This is a genomic window from Trichococcus palustris, assembly GCF_900114465.1.
GTDB classification, from domain to species: domain Bacteria; phylum Bacillota; class Bacilli; order Lactobacillales; family Aerococcaceae; genus Trichococcus; species Trichococcus palustris.
The window spans coordinates 228,590-246,107 of record NZ_FOTD01000001.1; the positions used below are offsets into that span (position 1 = coordinate 228,590).

The following is a 17,518-nucleotide window of genomic DNA, read 5'->3' on the forward strand; positions in this document are numbered from 1 at the left end:
GAATCGGTGCGTTTGCATCGGAATGAAGTTCCCAGCAAGAAGAGTGGATTTGCGTATGATTGTCCGAAAAATGCTATCAGAGGTCGGCAGTTCTCTTTATAAGTGAATCAGCGAAGATTGCTTAAAACTGATTTTTTTTGCCTGATTACATATTGCCATCGTAAGGATTGAATAAGCTGAATGCGACAACTAGATGAATGAAGCAGCTAGACAGCTGATACACCGTTAAGATGGATTTAACCGAATGTCAAAGCATCTACTGTCAAAAAGGTTTGTTTAAAAAGTGCAACAAACCTTTGCTGAATATCAGTCGTCGTTGATAACCGTCGGATCCAAATATAATCACAAATAATCCATTGATCAATTAACTAAAATAATAAATTTCTGATCATCAGGAATTTATTATATGGAGTAAATCAGTAAATTTTTTTTGCATTCATTATTTTTCATGTCTGCATTAATTATCATGCCAGTGTATTTTAAAGGATTCGCTGCCGGCGAAGATGCTTATGGAGTGGATTTGATTACTCCTAGCAGCGAACATTACTGACTCGAATGCCCGGATAGTAATGGCGGTGTTGACCTGTGAAATAAAGTCATCTCTATACGCCCCACTCGTACATAGCCAAACAGGATAGGGCGAGCGGCTGCAGACTACATCTCCCCTTTTTTATTTGTTCTTTACCCTACGCGGGGAATGATTCCCCGACTACTTCAGCAGGCCCGTTATCACACCAAAAAGGAGCCATTATCTAGAATGACTCCCCTGTCTCGCCCTATTCTTCTCTTAAGTGCCGTCTACTCCACACGGATGATTTTGATATCCGTGTCGAAGCTGAGTGTTCCGCCGATAGGCAAAACACAATGCGGCGTCGTATGCCCAAAATCAACATTTGCCATTATTGGAACGCCCTTCAGCGCGGCTTTCCGGCTTATTATCGCCCTTAGCTCGTCCATAGATAAGTTTGATTTCTTTTGGAATCGACCAAAAAGGACCCCCTTCACTTCATACGGATCCACCGCCTGCAGCAATGATTCCAGATTTCTGTCGAATTCTTCCGCGAATGTCAGGTCATCATCTTCGAGAATCAAAATAGCATTCGCCAATTCCGGCATATAAGCAGTCCCCTGCAACAAGTTCAAAGTACATAAGTTCCCGCCTATCGCTGTACCCTTTGCTTGGCCTGCTTGGATCACCTCGTAGCCTTCGTTTGCCAGGAATATCCGATTTTCTTGGTCCAGATACCATTCGTCATCGCTCCATTGCTCAGAGGGAACGATTTCGAACGGTCCATCTGTAAGAAACATACTTTCGAATTTTTGGACGGTGTAAGATATGCCCTTCTTCATGCCGAAAGTCGAGAAATGAGGTCCGTAGTAGGTAATCAACCCTGTTTTCTTATAAATCGCATTCGTCAACGCCGTGATGTCCGAATAGCCGCAAATAATTTTTGGGTTTTGCGCAATCAGATCATAGTCGATATACGGCAGCAGTTGATTGGAATTGAAGCCGCCGATAACGGTCAGGATTGCCTTCACGTTTTTATTTGAGAAAGCATCATGCAAATCCGCGAGCCTGTTCTCTATGGAAGCCGAGTTATGCAAATCATTTTCGTGTACATGCTTGCCGAACGTAACTCTGAGTCCCCTATCCTCTAGACAAGCAATAGCTCTTTGGATGGTGTCGTCACTGAGGATGCACGTAGAGCGCGCCGGTGCAATAACCCGTATTTCGTCCCCTCTTTTTAGTTTGTCCGGTTTGATATCCAACTTTCCCTTATCCATATTCTTCATCGCATCCATTCGCATCGATTTATTTATTATCACATCCCTAGTTGCTCGCTACTTAGTTGAGCATCCCTTCCCGAACCACACACGGTTGCTGAGAAAATCATTGAACATCTCCAACCATTCCCTACGCGAAAATAATGTGACGCGCCATAACTTCAAACCCGTGCCGTTACAGTAGTCATTTTGTGATAATTCATAGTTTCATCTTATCACCCACTCCAGATGTATTCCAATCATTATCGAAGCTTTCAACTTTTTTTGATTATAGCAGACTAAACCAATCATAATTTTTGATAACCTTAACAGCAGCGGTATAATTAAGGGAAAGAAATGGTGCGAGCGCTATGTTAAAGGGGAAAGACGAAATGATAAATAAATTCCATGAAAATACTTTCCATTTTGAATGTCCGAATTGTGGTTATCCTTTCAAACCACCCGTACATCTCTTGTTGTTTACTTTCCATATAGGGTTTAACGTATTTCTAGTGTGTCCGCATTGCGGTTATAGAGGTTTGATGCCTGTGATAAAGGATGATAAGTGAACTGCACCCACTCAGATAAAACTTGCGGGTTTGCGCTTGAACATGAAGCTTCCTAGCAACAGGGTCTACTTGCCGGGCGTATGACTTCATTCACAGTAACCAGTTCCTTTCCCATACCCCAGACTGTCTCGGTCATTCCGATAGTAGACTTATTTCCATAAAATAAAAAAAGGGAACCTTTCAGTTATAGATGAAAGGTTCCCTTAAAGTCTTATTATGACGTTATTTCGTTTCTTTGAGCCAATAGGTCGAACCGTCTTTGTTTCGATCCATGTAGCCGAGTTCAATCAAATAACGACGGAGCATGACATAGTCAGTATAGACAGTCTTCAAGATTTCGTTCACTTCTTTCTCGGTGTATAACGCACCCGGCGAAAAACGATTGAGTGCGTGCTTCAGGATGATGACTTTCCGCTTCTCTTTGCTTGGGAACGTCTCGATGGCACCATCCAACCCATTCGTGAAATACGTTGCCAATACTTTTTCTTGTTCTTTTTCCGTGATCATATATTTTGCATCCACAATTTTGTCCTCCTTACGAACCTGTTCATATGCTTGTTCCTTGGCCAGGGTATGCATTATTGCCATGAATACTTTGGCCTGTTTCTCTTTTTCTTTCAGTTTAAACCGGTGCTGCCGGATCGTGGAAACGCTGTTCGCATTCGTCCGGTTCACTATCTCCTTATCGGTCAACCCATTATAGAAGAGCTTTAATAATTCCGATTGGACTTCAGACAGTCCGGTGTGCTTTTTATCTAATTGCAGCAACGCTTCGAATACCGAGCCGTGGCTATCCCCCAAGTGCAGAGAAACCGTCCGTTCCGCATTGAAGAAACGATCTTCTATCTGGAATATTTCATCACTGTCAAATCGTTCACCGCAAAAGAGGCATTCGTACATACCCTCTTTTCCCAACAATCTGTACCCCTTGATTAATTCATCCAGAGTTACTTCCTCTAAATCCATCAGTCTGTCACCTCCTTCTTTATTCATAAACAATTATACTATTTGTTTACGAATAAGTAAACAAATGACGTTAGAAGATTATTTTCTCGCCAAGAAAATAGCCACCGCAGTTTTCCTGCAAAAACTGCGGTGGCTATCTGTTCAGATGATTATTTCGTATAAAGCATTTATTTCGGGAATACTGCCAACCGATTTTGGGACATGCGGAGTGTCTGCACAGGCTTCTCATAGAAGCCATTCAGTATTTCCTCATTCAATAGTTCGGCGGTCTTGCCGGTCTTATAGATTCGGCCGTCTTTCAAGAGCAAAAGGTTCTTGAAGCATGGCAAGATTTCTTCCGTATGGTGGCTGACATAGATCATAGTGGGTCCGGAAGGGGCATCCGCGATATGTTGGATGTCTTCCAATAATTTTTCTTTGGCGAAAAGATCCAGTCCATTGCAGGGTTCATCCAGAATCAATATTTCCGGTTCCGCCATCAAAGCACGCGCAATCAGGATAATTTGCTGCTGGCCTTGGGATAGAATGCCGTAGCGCTTGCCTATGAGCTCTTTGCCCCCGCATTTGACCAGCAATTCCTTGGCTTTCTCTTTTTCGGCTTCTGTCGTTAGGGCCCAGACGCCGATGGTCGCAAACTTTCCACTTAACACAATACTTTCGGCGATATCATTCGGACTGATCTGTTGCTGCAAAGCGGAACTTACCCAGCCGATCCTTTTCCGTAACGCAGGGATTTCCGTTTTGCCGAACGTTTCCCCGAGAACGATCAAGGTACCGCTGCTCGGCCAAATATATCCATTCAATAATTGCAGAAGGGTCGTTTTGCCGGATCCGTTCAAGCCCAGGATCGCCCAATGCTCTCCTTTTATGACATGCCAATTGATGTCATTCAGAATCTTCCGATTATCGCGTACCACATTTACATGATCAAATCTGATCATTCCCATCACCCCGCCTAATATTCTGTGCAGCCATCGTTTCTATTGAAAATATAACATAACTGAATTGTAAATTAAAGTTTCCGTTTGATCGGCTCTGCTGCATCCAAATAGGCACCCATGGAGAAACGACACCTCGTTTGTAAGGGGACAACGACTGGAAAATGAGATAAAATATTCGCAATCGCTCCCGATCATCTGACATCGGAAGAATCGGGAGAAATGTTCAGCGATTAGAAAGCTAGTATGGTTACGCTGCACACATCCCCTCCATTCGGCTTTTTTTCCGAACAATTAGAATTTAATGAAAATAAAATGAAATAAATTGTTGACACTCTCATGTAAATCTTATATGATTATATCAATCACTAACCAATACAATTAAAAAATAAAACAGAGATCAGGTATCCCATATGAAAAAGTCGAAACCACTTAACATTATTATTGTCTTAATAATCTAGGAGTTAAACACTGTAGAATTTATGCAGATTGTTTAAGTCCTATTTGTGGTAATCAAATGGGATGAAGCATCCCATCATATAGATGAGGATGCTTTTTTTATAACCTTGGTCCTAAAGGAATGCCGAATAAACGAGAAATGGGGAGATTATTATGGAACCAGAAATGAAAACTAAAACAAAACTAGGCGTTACCCTTCTTGTTGAAGCCTTAAAAAAAGAAGGCGTCGAAGTATTATTCGGTTACCCCGGTGGTGCCGTACTTCATATTTATGATGAATTCTTCAAAACCGAGGCCAATCACATCCTGACGAGACATGAACAAGGCGCTGTCCATGCTGCCGACGGTTATGCCAGAGCAACAGGAAAACCGGGTGTCTGCATCGTTACCAGCGGACCAGGGGCCACAAATGCATTGACCGGTATCGCTACAGCTCAGATGGACTCCATCCCGCTGATTGTCATCACGGGCCAAGTGGCTGAAGACGGAATCGGAAAAGATGCTTTCCAAGAAACCGACATGATCGGTATGACGACACCCGTCACAAAATATAACTATCAAGTACGCAATGCCAAAGACATCCCTCGCATCGTCCATGAAGCTTTCTATCTGGCGAATACAGGAAGAAAAGGCCCTGTTGTTATCGATATTCCAAAAAACATCGGCGTGCAGGAGGTTGCCTACGAAGAATATGCCAGCCAAAAAATGAATCTGCCGGGATACAATCCAAACGTCTTCCCTGTTCCTGGACAGATTGAAAAAGTGAACGAAGCATTGGCAGTCAGCAAAAAACCGGTTATTTTGGCTGGACAAGGCATCATCCATGCCCAGGCAGAAAAAGAATTGTTGGCATTCGCTGAATACTACGGCATCCCGGTTGTAAATACCTTGCTTGGTCTGGGAAGTTTCCCAGTTCAACACGAACTGGCCTTAGGTATGGGTGGCATGCATGGCTCTTACGCATCCAACATGGCCTTGATGGAATGTGACCTGTTGCTGAACTTCGGTTCACGTTTCGATGACCGTCTTGCCAGTAATCCTAACAATTTTGCGCCAAACGCAGTCATTGTCCATGTCGACATCGATAATGCTGAAATCGGCAAAATCATGCATACGGATATCCCCGTTTTATCGGACGCCAGATTGGCGCTTGTGCTGTTGAACGACACAAAACTGGAAAACCCTGCCGATATCTCGGAATGGTTCAACCATGTGATGGAAAACAAGAAGAAACATCCGTTCCACTATGAATCATCGGAAGAATTCATCAAACCGCAGCACGTCATTGAATATGTCGGCAAACTTACGAATGGGGAAGCAATCGTCGTAACAGACGTTGGCCAGCATCAAATGTGGACGGCGCAGTATTATCCATTCAAGCATGGGAAACAGCTATTGACCAGCGGCGGTTTGGGAACGATGGGCTTCGGCATTCCTGCCGCAATCGGCGCACAGATGGCCTATCCAGATAAGACCGTTGTCTGCTTCGTCGGAGACGGCGGATTCCAAATGACGACCCAGGAATTGGCGATCTTGAATTCAAACAACCTGAACGTGAAATACTTCCTCCTAAACAATGAAGTGTTGGGCATGGTTCATCAATGGCAAAACAAATTCTATGACAGCCGTTTCTCTCACTCCGAAATTCCCGATTCACCGGATTTCGTAAAACTTTCCGAAGCTTACGGTGTTGCCAGCGCACGCGTTTCCGACCCTAAAAAAGTTGACAAGGCGATTGAAACAGCGTTGAATTATCCTGGAGCCTATGTACTGGAAATCATGATTTCAAAAGATGAATTGGTATTGCCGTTTGTCATTACCGGAAGATCAAATAACGAAATGGAAGGTGTGTAGCCGATGTTAAGATTAATCCAAACTAAAGTTGTGAATAAACCAGGCGTGTTGAACCGTATCACACAGGTTATTTTAAAACCGCAATACAATATCGATACATTGACCCTTACCGGTACCGAAGATTACGATGTTTCCATGATTACGGTCGGAATCAGTTTTCAAAATTTGGCGGAAGCCGAACTTTTGACGAAGCAGCTTGAAAAACAAGTCGACGTCATCAGCGCGACCGATATAACGGAAAAACGATTCGGTAAGTATTGATCGTTTCCGTCCTACTCTGCTCCACCCTATCAATTGAATCAAATTGCTTTTTTAAGCATTGATAATAAAAAAAAAAACAGGAGGTCATTTAAAATGACAAAAGTATACTACGATCAAGACGTAACAGTAAAAGCACTAGAGGGCAAAAAGATTGCCGTTATCGGATATGGTTCTCAAGGACACGCACACGCACAAAACCTACGCGATAACGGAAATGATGTTATCATCGGAATCCGTGCAGGTAAATCATCAGATAAAGCAAAAGAAGACGGTTTTGAAGTATTCCCAGTTGCTGAAGCTACAAAACAAGCGGATGTCGTTATGATCCTTATCCCGGATGAACAACAAGCTGATGTTTATGCAGCTGACATCGCTCCAAACTTGGAAGCTGGAAATGCTATCGCATTCGGTCACGGCTTCAACATCCATTTTGGAACGATCCAACCTACTGCTGATATCGATGTATTCATGGTTGCTCCAAAAGGCCCAGGCCACATGGTTCGTCGCCAATTCGTTAAAGGCTCTGCTGTACCAGCACTTTTCGCAGTTAAACAAGATGCTACAGGCAACGCTAAAAACATCGCACTTGCTTGGGCACAAGGAGTCGGCGCAACACGCGTAGGCGTTTTGGAAACAACCTTCAAAGAAGAAACTGAAACGGATTTATTCGGCGAACAAGCTGTTCTATGCGGCGGTACAACTCACTTAGTGCAAGCTGGTTTTGAAACATTGGTAGAAGCTGGATACCAACCAGAAATCGCTTATTTTGAAGTATTACATGAATTGAAATTAATCGTTGACTTGATGTATGAAGGCGGCATGGAAAAAATGCGCTACTCTATCTCAAATACAGCTGAATATGGCGACTATGTTTCAGGCCCACGCGTCATCACTCCGGATGTGAAAGATCGCATGAAAGATGTTTTAACAGACATCCAAACAGGCGCATTCGCAAAACGTTTCACTGATGATTACAAAGCTGGATTCCCTGAATTCCACAAATTACGTGCAGAACAACAAGGACATCAAATTGAAGCAGTCGGTGCTGAATTACGTAAAATGATGCCTTTCGTAAACGAAGAAAAATAATTCGTTTGATCAGTTGAGAGCACCCTTATTTTTAAGCCTTCTCTCTTCATCATTGAATTTATAAAGATAAGGAGCAGATAGAATGACGGATGATTTAGTGAGCAAAGAAGACGTACTAAAAGCGTATAAAGTACTTCGCACGGTTGTCAACCAGACACCCATGCAGCATGACGCGTATTTATCTCAAAAATACCATGCCAATATTTTTTTGAAGCGTGAGGATTTACAGATAGTGCGATCGTTCAAATTAAGAGGTGCCTATTACGCCATTTCACAGCTAAGCGAAGCAGAAACAGAAAACGGGGTCAGCTGTGCTTCGGCTGGAAATCATGCGCAAGGCGTAGCCTACACTTGTCATCGCTTAGGCATACAAGCAACCATCTTTATGCCTACAACAACACCGGCTCAAAAAATTGATCAAGTCCGTTACTTCGGTAACGGTAATGTGGAAATTAAATTAGTCGGTGATACCTTTGATGAGTCCAATGCTGCGGCGCATGTTTATTCAGTGGAAAACAATTTGACATTCATTGAGCCCTTTAATGACAGAAACGTAATTGCTGGACAAGGTACGATTGCTGTGGAAATTCATCAGGACCTCGTTGCTGAAGGTGAAACGGCCGATATGGTCTTCGCTGCAATCGGTGGCGGTGGTTTGATTTCCGGTGTCAGCAGTTACATCAAAGAAGCAATGCCTGAAACAAAAGTCATCGGCGTTGAATCGCTGGGGGCACCATCCATGAAGGTTTCTCTCGAAGCAGGTGAAGTTACGACTTTGACCGATATTGATAAATTCTGCGATGGTACGGCCGTTGCTACAGTAGGCAGCCTTACCTTCAAACATTGCCAAAAGAATGTCGATGACATCATCATCGTTCCGGAAGGTCAAGTTTGTGGGACCATCATAGATTTATACACTAAACAAGCCATTGTGGCAGAACCTTCCGGTGCACTCTCTGTATCTGCTTTAGAACAATACAAAGATGAAATAAAAGGAAAAACGGTGGTCTGTATCGTCAGCGGAGGAAACAATGACATCAATCGGATGGCTGAAATTGATGAACGCTCCCTGCTTTATCAAGGCATGAAGCACTATTTCATCGTCAATTTCCCTCAAAGAGCCGGCGCTCTACGTGAATTCGTAAACGATATTCTAGGCCCGGATGATGATATCACCAAGTTTGAATATACCAAAAAGGTGAACCGCAGCGAAGGACCGGTATTGATCGGCGTTCTTTTGAAGAACAGTTATGATATCGAAGGTCTGCTGTCTCGATTAGAGAAATTTGACCCTCACTATATAGCTGTCAATGAGAATTCTAAGCTATACGCCTTCTTGGTCTAATGTGATCCTGATTGAAAAATAAAAGGCTTCAGAGCGCCAAAATGACGCTCTGAAGCCTTTTTTAATCCATCCGCAAAGAGGAGATTGTTTAACTCCAAAAAAAAACCGGAAAGGGCAGCCCTTTCCGGTTTTTTTGGTTTATCTTTTATTTTTCGAAATAAGCTCTGCTTAAATCAAATTCATTCCCAACGGAGTGGAAAAGGATTCCTTTTAATTTAGGGTTGCGCAATTGTGTTTCAGCTTCTTGATATAACGGAATGACTGCGGAATCTTCCATTATTAATTTGTGTGCAGCCATTAAGTCTGCCCAACGTGCTTCAGGGTTGTTTGCATCTGTTGTTTTGGATAGATCGATCAATGCGTCGAACGCAGCGTTTTTGTATTGGCCTTCGTTATAAGCGGATGTGCTGTACAACAAGTCCATATAATTGATGGCATCAGCAAAGTCAGCGCCCCAACCAGTTTGCAATAGGTCAAATTCATCTTGATTCGCTAACTCTAACCGGTTTTTCTTAGGTACGTTGCGTAATTCCACGGTAATGCCTTCCAAGTTGTTTTGGATTTGGCCTTGGATGTATTGGCTGATTTTCTTGTTCTTTTCATCGTCATCCCCGACAAGAGAGAACTTGATTTTATCGACGCCCAATTCAGCTTTTGCTTCCGCCCATAATGTTTTGGCAGTTTCGACGTCATAACCCAAGGATGAACCAGCTTCTGCTGCGAAATCTTCCCCGGTTGTCGGATCGCTGACAAAATCAGCAGGCAGGAAGCCGCCGATTGCAGTGGAACCATCGCCGATTACATTGTTTACCAATTCATCACGGTTGATGACCATAGCTAAAGCCGTTCTTAATTTCTTGTTTTGTAGGTACGGATTATCATGGTTGAATTCAATGTAGGCTGTACGTGCTTTCTTTTGAACAACGACATTAGGGTCGTCTTTGAATTGTTTAACCATTTCGCCGGTTACTTGGGCGTTATCAACTGCTCCCGATTGGAACAAGTTTACAGCAGTGCTTGTTTCTTTGATTACTTGAACCTTGATTTCATCGATGACAACTTCGTCAGCGGCATAGTAATCTTTGTTTTTAACAAGATCCCATGTTAAGCCAGTACCATCCCAGTTTTCGATTGTGAATGGTCCGTTAGCTAAAATAGCTTCGCTGCTGGTCCCGTATTTATCGCCTTGTTCTGTAACAAAAGCTTCATTTTGAGGGTAGAACGCTGTGAAAGCCAATAATGATTCAAAATAAGGCGTGGGTTGTGACAATTCAATTTTGATTTCATAATCGCTGACAGCCGTTACGCCCAATTCAGAAGGAGCTTTTTCCCCTGCCATGATTTCTTTGGCATTTTTGATTGTTTCTGCCAGATAAGCATAAGATGCACCAGATTTCGGATCCACTAATCTTTGCCATGCAAAGACAAAATCTTTTGCTGTTACAGGCTCGCCGTTTGACCATTTCACGTCTTCACGAAGTTTGTAGGTATAAGTCAAACCGTCTTCAGAGATGGTTCCGGCTTCTGCAGCGATTGCAGGAACGGCTTTCCCTTCGGCATCGATCTTCAATAACCCTTCAATTATATGGCTGATATAGTTCGAGCTGTTGATATCTGTCATTAAAGTTGTATCCAACGTCGACAATTCTGTCGGTGCCGTGTAGTTTATTACTTGTCCGCCACCTGTTGTACCAGTGCTTGCTGAGCTATCATTCGTGGCATTTCCTCCACATGCCGCTAAAACAAGAGCTGTTGTAGCTAAAATTAAAGAACTTTTCCATTTTCTCATATACTTCTCTCCTTTTTATATTGCGATTTTAACATTATACTATATTTTCTAATCTAATTCTACAAAATGAGGGTAAAATGAGGAGGTAAATTGTGAAAAAATGATAAATTGACGCTATTTTTGTGATTATTAAAAATTCGGGATAATAAACTCAGTCCTTAGAGGTCCTGACCCTCATTATGTATTGGGTTGGAGCCTCTTATTCATGTATCTTTCCCGTTCATTAATGAGCGAATTAAGTCATAAAAAAGCATCCAACCAAACGGCTGGATGCTTTTTCCGACAAGTATTCGATTGCTTCCCGGTACTTCTCGGCCCTGTCCTTATCCTTTTTTCATAATCTTTACCAAACGCCTCTCATCTGAATGATGAGCCAAATCCGCCGACTTAACAGTCGTGGCCAGTTTGTTCATTTATACGCCGGCAAAACACGGCTTCGACAACTGTTTTCGGAAGTCCTTTTGCCAATAATTAACTGTCTGTCATGTTTCAGACATCTCTGCTATTGATTCAAAATATCCTCTGTTGTCCCGAGTCCAATCTGCCAGGTTACCCCATATTTATCCGTCACGATGCCGAAGTGCTTCGTATAGAACGTTTCATGAAGCGGCAACTCAACGATTCCATCTACTTTGAGTGCATCAAAGTAGGTATGCAGCAACAAAAGATCTTCGATCACCATCGATAGGCTGATATTTTTCCCGGGAACAAATTTTGTTCCTAATGGGATATCCGCAAACATGATGATACTGTCTGCAATCTGCAACTTCGTATAGATGACTCGGTTATTGGCTGCTTCAGATTGCGGGCTGTTCGGATCCTGCGGAACATCACCATATGTCTGGAATTTCGGTTTCTCAATGCCAAAAACTTCTGCATAGAATCCCACAGCTTCTCTGCAGTCCCCATTAAAATTTATGAACGGATAAATCATAACCAATCACTCCTTATTTTTTTCTAATCGAATCATCCATTTACAGCAGCTACTTGCCTCTGGTCTAAAGTATCTTTTGCATGACAGGAAAGGATGGGATATGCCGAAATAGTTGTTTTCACAAAGTGCGCTGTCATCATAACTTTTCTATTACAAGTCAAGTATAGCGATTGCGAAAACGCTTTACAAATTTTAACGGCGAAAAACGTACGGAGTGATTAATGGAACGGTTCTTGGCGAATAACCAACAGGAATTCCTTTTGTTTCCCAGGCTATCAACCAAGCTTATCCACCCAAACGTTAAGCTGCAGTATAAGCACTGTTACGACTACAGAAATAAACCGCCTTTCGCTTCAAAAAATCTGAAAGCGATAGGCGGTTTATTTGATGAAGCGATGAGGTGGATTTGCACATCAGGAAAAATGTTCCATGATTTTTGCCCAGTTTTTTTGTGTCTCAGCAAATTCATGGTAGTGTTTCTTGGCATTTTTATCGTATTTATCCAATTCCTTTAAAATGTTCATGAATTTGGGTTCATCAAAATAAGCGCAGATTTCCGGAAGCGTCTTGATCAACTGTTCCCGCATCTCCATGATTTTTTGATCATATTCATCCCTCTGGGTAATGAAAAGCAGCAGCGGTTTATAGCGAATCCAGCCAATACAGGCTTTGTAAAAACGATTGACCACATGCTCATCATCGGCTGATATGAATTTCAACTGGATGGGCAAAACCCCCTCCAGAATGTTCTTGTAGGTGGAAAAGCCATCATGGAAGGCATAACAAGGTATGCGCAACACTTTACGGTCCGTCAGCAAAGTGCTTAAAAAGGTATCCTCACCTCGCGCTCCAGGCGGATTGTAAAACGGAAATACCCGACTCGGGTTGGTCAAATTGATGCACAGATTAGCTCCCGTAATGAACTTCGCGTGGTTCGTTTCCGGTACCTCGACAGCGATTTCGCTGGTCAAAATATCCGTATCAGCGTAGGTTACGCCCCCTCTTTCCATCGTTGCCTTGATCGAATCCCAATTGATGACATCATTGCTGATGGCCTCAATGAAGAAACGGAAATGCTCCTCCGGCAATGTCTCATTGAACTTGATATAGGGGATGGGGGATATGTAACCGCAGTGGTAACCATTCGTTATGTCCGCTTGAGCAATATGTTTCAAATGTTCCGTCAGGACGGATTGACCTCCCCAAATGGCTGTCTTCCGCGTTTTTGTAACGGCGACAGGATACTCATCATCATCCAGAAAAATCAGATAATCCATCCCTTGTTTAATGGCAAAATAAGAGATAGCATTCCGCTGGCCGGCATACCCTTTCCCAAAAATCCTTCGCGCCTCTTCATCATTCAGAACATTATTATGAACCAAACGTTCCGTCTCTTCCGTAATATCTTTAGCGCCAATGAATTGGGCGCTATCCAGTTGTTCCGCCAAATCCGGGCGGATGTTGGTGTAGTCCCGGACGTTTGTTTTATTATACGTGAGATCGTATGCCACAAACAGATTCAGACTGATTTCCTTATCATCCACTAACCCGGATTCTTCCCAGGTATGTATAAATGTTCTCAAGATCTTTTGAAAGCTTTTCCTCCCGGTTGCAAAACCGATCCCAACCTTTATTAATTTTTTTTCTGACAATGTCATCGCTACCTCTCATCAAACCTGTTGCAATTGCAGTTGTGTTCCCGATTGGCTTAATTTATTGGTTTCCATACATGCTCTTGCTTCCATTGTAACACATCCAACAAAGGGCCTCAGAAGCCTTGGGGGAGGTTTACCCGATGTATTCCTGCAGTATCAAGAAGTAAGGCTCTCGTCGTCTTTTTGCGAAGCTAAATTAACCGATTGACATTTCTGAAACCTTACGCGCAGAATTCTTCCGCAAAAAATCTCCGGAGAGTGGTTTCCCTGGAGATTTTTTCTTATATAATTTTTTCAAAAAGCTAGCGGTTCCGTTTGGTGAATAGACGGAAATTACCATTGTCTCCGAAGCCGTATTCAATGGATGGGCTTTATATAGAAGGGGAATAACTGAGACGCATTCTGAGACGTTTTCGAGTGCTGCCGCGGGTATTCCATCACGGAACAACGCCAAAACGCGTTATTTTAATCCCGCTGAAAATGACCGCGATATCCGGACGATCTTTGCGTATTTCATGGAAAGCCGCCCATTTTGTTTTCCTCATCCAAACAGATTCATCAGAATCCGAAGTCGATTTTCTTGTAGACGTTATTGATATTTTCTTGCGTGATATCGATGTACCGTAAGGTGACGGCTTGCGAAGAATGTTGGAAAATCATCTGGAGCAAGGAAATGTCGATGCCTTGTTTATAGGAATGATAGCCAAAGCTCTTTCGCAAGGAGTGGGCGCTCAGCGTGATGCCGATCATATCCCCAGCATTCGCGATGATGCGATGGGCCTGCGTCCGCTTGATATGCGATTTTTTGTTCATGTTCGAATAGAACAGATAATCGTCCGGATGCAACCCTTCTTTTTTAACATAATCGGCAATCGATTTTTTTAAACGGTCATGGATCGCCAATTCCTTCTTTTTCCCAGTCTTCTTCTCTATAACTTCATAGGAGTCTTTCCCTAAAACTTGTTTTACTTTTACGTTCAGAATATCGCTGATACGCAATCCTGTCCGGATCGCATATTCCAGCAACAGCCGGTTTTTCGAATCGGTTGGATAAACGTCCATCAAATCTTGCATTTTGCTCAAATCTTTAATCGCATGTGTGGTATTCAAGAATTTGCCCTCTTTTTCTTAATTTTTTAACCCCTTTTTTATGCCTTTTTCGCTAAAAAAAGCATACCATTTTGCCCTTGATATGACAACCTTTTTAGGGGAACACAACTATACATGTGTTCCTCTTTTTCAGGGCGAAAATCAGCGGATTATGCGGAAATGCATTGCATTCTGACGCGATTTCGCGAAAGGTCGTGACCGTTCCCCCACGAAACTCCCTCAGAATGCGCGAAAATGGAGAGTCGGAAAAACGATGCAGCATATTAGGATTTTTGTTTACCATTCGATTTCCTTCGTCATCTGGATGCGAAGTTTACCCTCCCCCGGTTTTTACGATTCGGCTTGCGGACAGACGACATAAAAAAACCACCCTATCGCATCCAGAAAAATCCGGAAATCGATAAGATGGTGTTTTGATAAGTATCTACTATAATTTTTTCAATACAATAGCGGTGCGGCTTGGAGAATAGACGGAGATTCCCTTTACGTTCGGATCCATATCCAATGGATGGACTTCATATTTTATGTCATGGGCGATACGATTAAAACCGCCGAATTTCTCTTCATCCGTATCCAGCACAACCTTGTACTTGCCGTCCCTATGGATCGGTATTTCCAGATTTGCATAGGATTCGGTCGGATGGAAGTTGAAGATGAAAATATGATCTTTCTTCCTGAAGGCGATGATTTTACGGTTTTCGTCCAGCCACAGTTGCTCAGGAGCCACGCCCATCATGCCTTTCCTGTCCATGAATTGGACCATGGCGCCGTCGAAGTGTTTCAGGTCTTCATAGCGCAACAATGGATTGTCTGAAATGCTCCACTGTCTGCGGCAATACTTGTAGCTCCAGCCGTTTCCTTCCCTAGGGAAATCGACCCACTCTGGATGCCCGAATTCATTCCCCATGAAGGTCAGATAGCCTTCGGTACCCATTGAGATGGTGATGAAACGGATCATCTTATGCAATGCGACGGCGCGGTCAATGGCCATATTTTGGCTTTCCTTGTCCATATGCCAATACATTTCCTTGTCCGCCATGCTGAAGATAAGCGTCTTGTCGCCGACCAAAGCTTGGTCATGGGATTCGACATAGCCGATGCGCTTCTCTCCTGGACGGCCGGCACTTAATTCTTTCCAAAGCGTCTGCATGCTCCAATCGTGGTCATTTACCTTGAGCATTTTGAACCAATAGTCCGGCATACCCATTGACAGGCGATAATCGAAACCTATTCCGCCGTCTTCGATCGGCAGGCACATGCCCGGCATTCCGCTCATATCCTCAGCTACGCTGAGCGCTTCAGGTTTGATTTCCTTAATCAGCTCATTGGCAAATTGCAGGTAGGTGACGGCTTCGACATCCGTGTTCAAGCTGAAGTATTTGGCGTAGTTATCGAAAGCTGTCCCCAGCCCGTGGTCATGGTAAAGCATGGAGGTTACGCCGTCGAATCTGAAACCATCCAAATGGTACTCTTCCATCCAGTATTTTACATTGGACAGCAAAAAGTGGATAACCTCGCGCTTCCCGTAATTGAACAGTTTCGAGTCCCAAGCGCTGTGGGTTCCCTTCTCTCCGGAGTGGAAGAACTGGTAATCGGTACCGTCGAATTCATTGATGCCTTCATATATGTTTTTGACGGCATGGGACTGCACGATATCCATCAGCACTCTGATCCCCATGTCGTGCGCCTTGTCCACGAGCGACTTCAGCTCATCCGGGGTCCCGAAGCGGGAGGAGGCAGCAAAAAAGTTGGATACGTGGTAGCCGAAAGAACCGTAGTAAGGGTGTTCCATCAGGGCCATGAATTGGATGGTATTGTAACCCAATTCCTTGATCCTTGGCAGAATATTTTCCTCGAATTCCTTGTAGGTTCCGATGGCTTCCTTTTCCTGCGCCATACCGATATGCGCTTCATAGATGATCGGCTCTTTAGACTTGTCGCCTTGGAAACCCGCATCTTGCCATTTGTAATTTCTGTAAGGCTTCCAGATTTGACCGCAGAAGTCGTATGTTTCGGGATCCTGTACTGCTCTGGTGACGTACAAAGGAACACGGTCCTTACCTTGGCCATCGTGCACGACATGGACCTTCACGCGCGATTGATGCTTCAACGTCCCCTTGCCAGGAATGAATATTTCCCAAATGCCGTTTTCTTTTTTGGTCATTTCATGGGTTGTCCTATCCCAATCATTGAAATCGCCGATCAAAAATAGCGCATCCGCGGCTGGAGCCCATTCCCGGTAAAACCACCCCGTATTCGTACGATGAAAACCGAAATAGTCGTGCCCGTTGGCGAAATCTTTGAAGCTCTTGTTTTCGCCCAACAGTTCTTTTTTGACTCCTTCATACCGGCTCATCCGCATTTCAAGATCGCCCTTATAAGGCTCTAACCAAGGATCGATTTCCAGTATCCGGAGTCCTTTTTCATCTACCATAACCTCTTTATTAACTGCTTCCTTATTTCGCATTTACACTTCACTCGCTTTACCATTAGTATTTTAATTTGAATCTTAACCATGTTAGCTTGTCATCCGGCTTTGCCGTTCCAACGCTTCTACCGGTTTATCCATGATACTCTCTTAAAAAGTAAATAATGTGACTATTGCTCGCCCAAATGACGGGTCTTATCCTTATTATATTCTAATTTCACTGTTTCTGAAACAAAATTTTATTCCAACAAAGATACATGATATTCCAAAATTGATTTCTGAGGAATAAAGTAATAAGGTTTACTTCAGTAAAATAAGGTATAATATATTTGTTGAAGAGATTCTCTTTAAGGACAA

General features: G+C 43.2%; 12 protein-coding genes. 4 read left to right on the plus strand and 8 right to left on the minus strand.

Annotated features, from left to right (window positions below; genetic code table 11):
• Nucleotides 1-798: 798 nt before the first annotated feature.
• The 3 genes from BM101_RS00955 to BM101_RS00965 all read right to left on the minus strand — a co-directional run bounded on the left by BM101_RS00955 (nt 799) and on the right by BM101_RS00965 (nt 4,246).
• On the minus strand, nt 799-1,785 hold the full coding sequence (locus tag BM101_RS00955) for a S66 family peptidase (protein ID WP_218149845.1): 987 nt from the start codon (nt 1,783-1,785) through the stop codon (nt 799-801).
• A 770-nt stretch (nt 1,786-2,555) separates the two neighbouring features.
• Nucleotides 2,556-3,299, minus strand: coding sequence for a DUF2087 domain-containing protein (locus BM101_RS00960; RefSeq protein WP_087031503.1), 744 nt, complete (start codon nt 3,297-3,299; stop codon nt 2,556-2,558).
• Nucleotides 3,300-3,466: 167 nt separating this feature from the next.
• Nucleotides 3,467-4,246 (minus strand): ABC transporter ATP-binding protein, encoded by a 780-nt coding sequence (locus BM101_RS00965; protein ID WP_218149846.1) that lies wholly within the window; start codon nt 4,244-4,246, stop codon nt 3,467-3,469.
• 603 nt (nt 4,247-4,849) lie between these two features.
• Here BM101_RS00965 and ilvB point away from each other — a divergent pair.
• The 4 genes from ilvB (at nt 4,850) to ilvA (ending at nt 9,245) form a co-directional block, all read left to right on the plus strand.
• Nucleotides 4,850-6,550 carry a biosynthetic-type acetolactate synthase large subunit gene (ilvB, locus tag BM101_RS00970; protein WP_087031508.1) on the plus strand — a complete coding sequence of 567 codons (1,701 nt, stop codon included), beginning with the start codon at nt 4,850-4,852 and terminating at the stop codon, nt 6,548-6,550.
• Between the two features lie 3 nt (nt 6,551-6,553).
• Nucleotides 6,554-6,811, plus strand: a complete 258-nt coding sequence (gene ilvN / locus BM101_RS00975; protein ID WP_087031510.1) for an acetolactate synthase small subunit — start codon at nt 6,554-6,556, stop codon at nt 6,809-6,811.
• Between the two features lie 93 nt (nt 6,812-6,904).
• Nucleotides 6,905-7,900 carry a ketol-acid reductoisomerase gene (gene ilvC / locus BM101_RS00980; protein ID WP_087031513.1) on the plus strand — a complete coding sequence of 332 codons (996 nt, stop codon included), beginning with the start codon at nt 6,905-6,907 and terminating at the stop codon, nt 7,898-7,900.
• A gap of 82 nt (nt 7,901-7,982) precedes the next feature.
• Nucleotides 7,983-9,245, plus strand: a complete 1,263-nt coding sequence (gene ilvA, locus BM101_RS00985; RefSeq protein ID WP_087031516.1) for a threonine ammonia-lyase IlvA — start codon at nt 7,983-7,985, stop codon at nt 9,243-9,245.
• 145 nt (nt 9,246-9,390) lie between these two features.
• On the opposite strand, the gene BM101_RS00990 is transcribed toward ilvA, so the two are convergent.
• The 5 genes from BM101_RS00990 to BM101_RS01010 all read right to left on the minus strand — a co-directional run bounded on the left by BM101_RS00990 (nt 9,391) and on the right by BM101_RS01010 (nt 17,167).
• Nucleotides 9,391-11,034, minus strand: a complete 1,644-nt coding sequence (locus BM101_RS00990) for a peptide ABC transporter substrate-binding protein (protein ID WP_087031519.1) — start codon at nt 11,032-11,034, stop codon at nt 9,391-9,393.
• A 502-nt stretch (nt 11,035-11,536) separates the two neighbouring features.
• A complete protein-coding gene (locus tag BM101_RS00995) occupies nt 11,537-11,968 on the minus strand; it encodes a VOC family protein (RefSeq protein WP_087031522.1) in 432 nt (143 codons plus the stop codon).
• A 413-nt stretch (nt 11,969-12,381) separates the two neighbouring features.
• Nucleotides 12,382-13,626, minus strand: a complete 1,245-nt coding sequence (locus BM101_RS01000; RefSeq protein WP_087031524.1) for a hypothetical protein — start codon at nt 13,624-13,626, stop codon at nt 12,382-12,384.
• 555 nt (nt 13,627-14,181) lie between these two features.
• Nucleotides 14,182-14,733 (minus strand): tyrosine-type recombinase/integrase, encoded by a 552-nt coding sequence (locus BM101_RS01005; RefSeq protein ID WP_087031527.1) that lies wholly within the window; start codon nt 14,731-14,733, stop codon nt 14,182-14,184.
• A 427-nt stretch (nt 14,734-15,160) separates the two neighbouring features.
• Nucleotides 15,161-17,167, minus strand: coding sequence for an alpha-amylase family glycosyl hydrolase (locus BM101_RS01010; RefSeq protein WP_218149847.1), 2,007 nt, complete (start codon nt 17,165-17,167; stop codon nt 15,161-15,163).
• Between the last annotated feature and the right edge of the window lie 351 nt (nt 17,168-17,518).

Coding starts and splice junctions, on each gene's coding strand:
- ilvN (WP_087031510.1), top strand. CDS start 6,554: ATGTTAAGATTAATCCAAACTAAAGTTGTGAATAAACCAGGCGTGTTG.
- BM101_RS00990 (WP_087031519.1), bottom strand. CDS start 11,034: ATGAGAAAATGGAAAAGTTCTTTAATTTTAGCTACAACAGCTCTTGTT.
- BM101_RS00955 (WP_218149845.1), bottom strand. CDS start 1,785: ATGGATAAGGGAAAGTTGGATATCAAACCGGACAAACTAAAAAGAGGG.
- BM101_RS00960 (WP_087031503.1), bottom strand. CDS start 3,299: ATGGATTTAGAGGAAGTAACTCTGGATGAATTAATCAAGGGGTACAGA.
- BM101_RS01010 (WP_218149847.1), bottom strand. CDS start 17,167: ATGGTAGATGAAAAAGGACTCCGGATACTGGAAATCGATCCTTGGTTA.
- ilvB (WP_087031508.1), top strand. CDS start 4,850: ATGGAACCAGAAATGAAAACTAAAACAAAACTAGGCGTTACCCTTCTT.
- ilvA (WP_087031516.1), top strand. CDS start 7,983: ATGACGGATGATTTAGTGAGCAAAGAAGACGTACTAAAAGCGTATAAA.
- BM101_RS01000 (WP_087031524.1), bottom strand. CDS start 13,626: ATGACATTGTCAGAAAAAAAATTAATAAAGGTTGGGATCGGTTTTGCA.
- BM101_RS00965 (WP_218149846.1), bottom strand. CDS start 4,246: ATGGGAATGATCAGATTTGATCATGTAAATGTGGTACGCGATAATCGG.
- ilvC (WP_087031513.1), top strand. CDS start 6,905: ATGACAAAAGTATACTACGATCAAGACGTAACAGTAAAAGCACTAGAG.
- BM101_RS00995 (WP_087031522.1), bottom strand. CDS start 11,968: ATGATTTATCCGTTCATAAATTTTAATGGGGACTGCAGAGAAGCTGTG.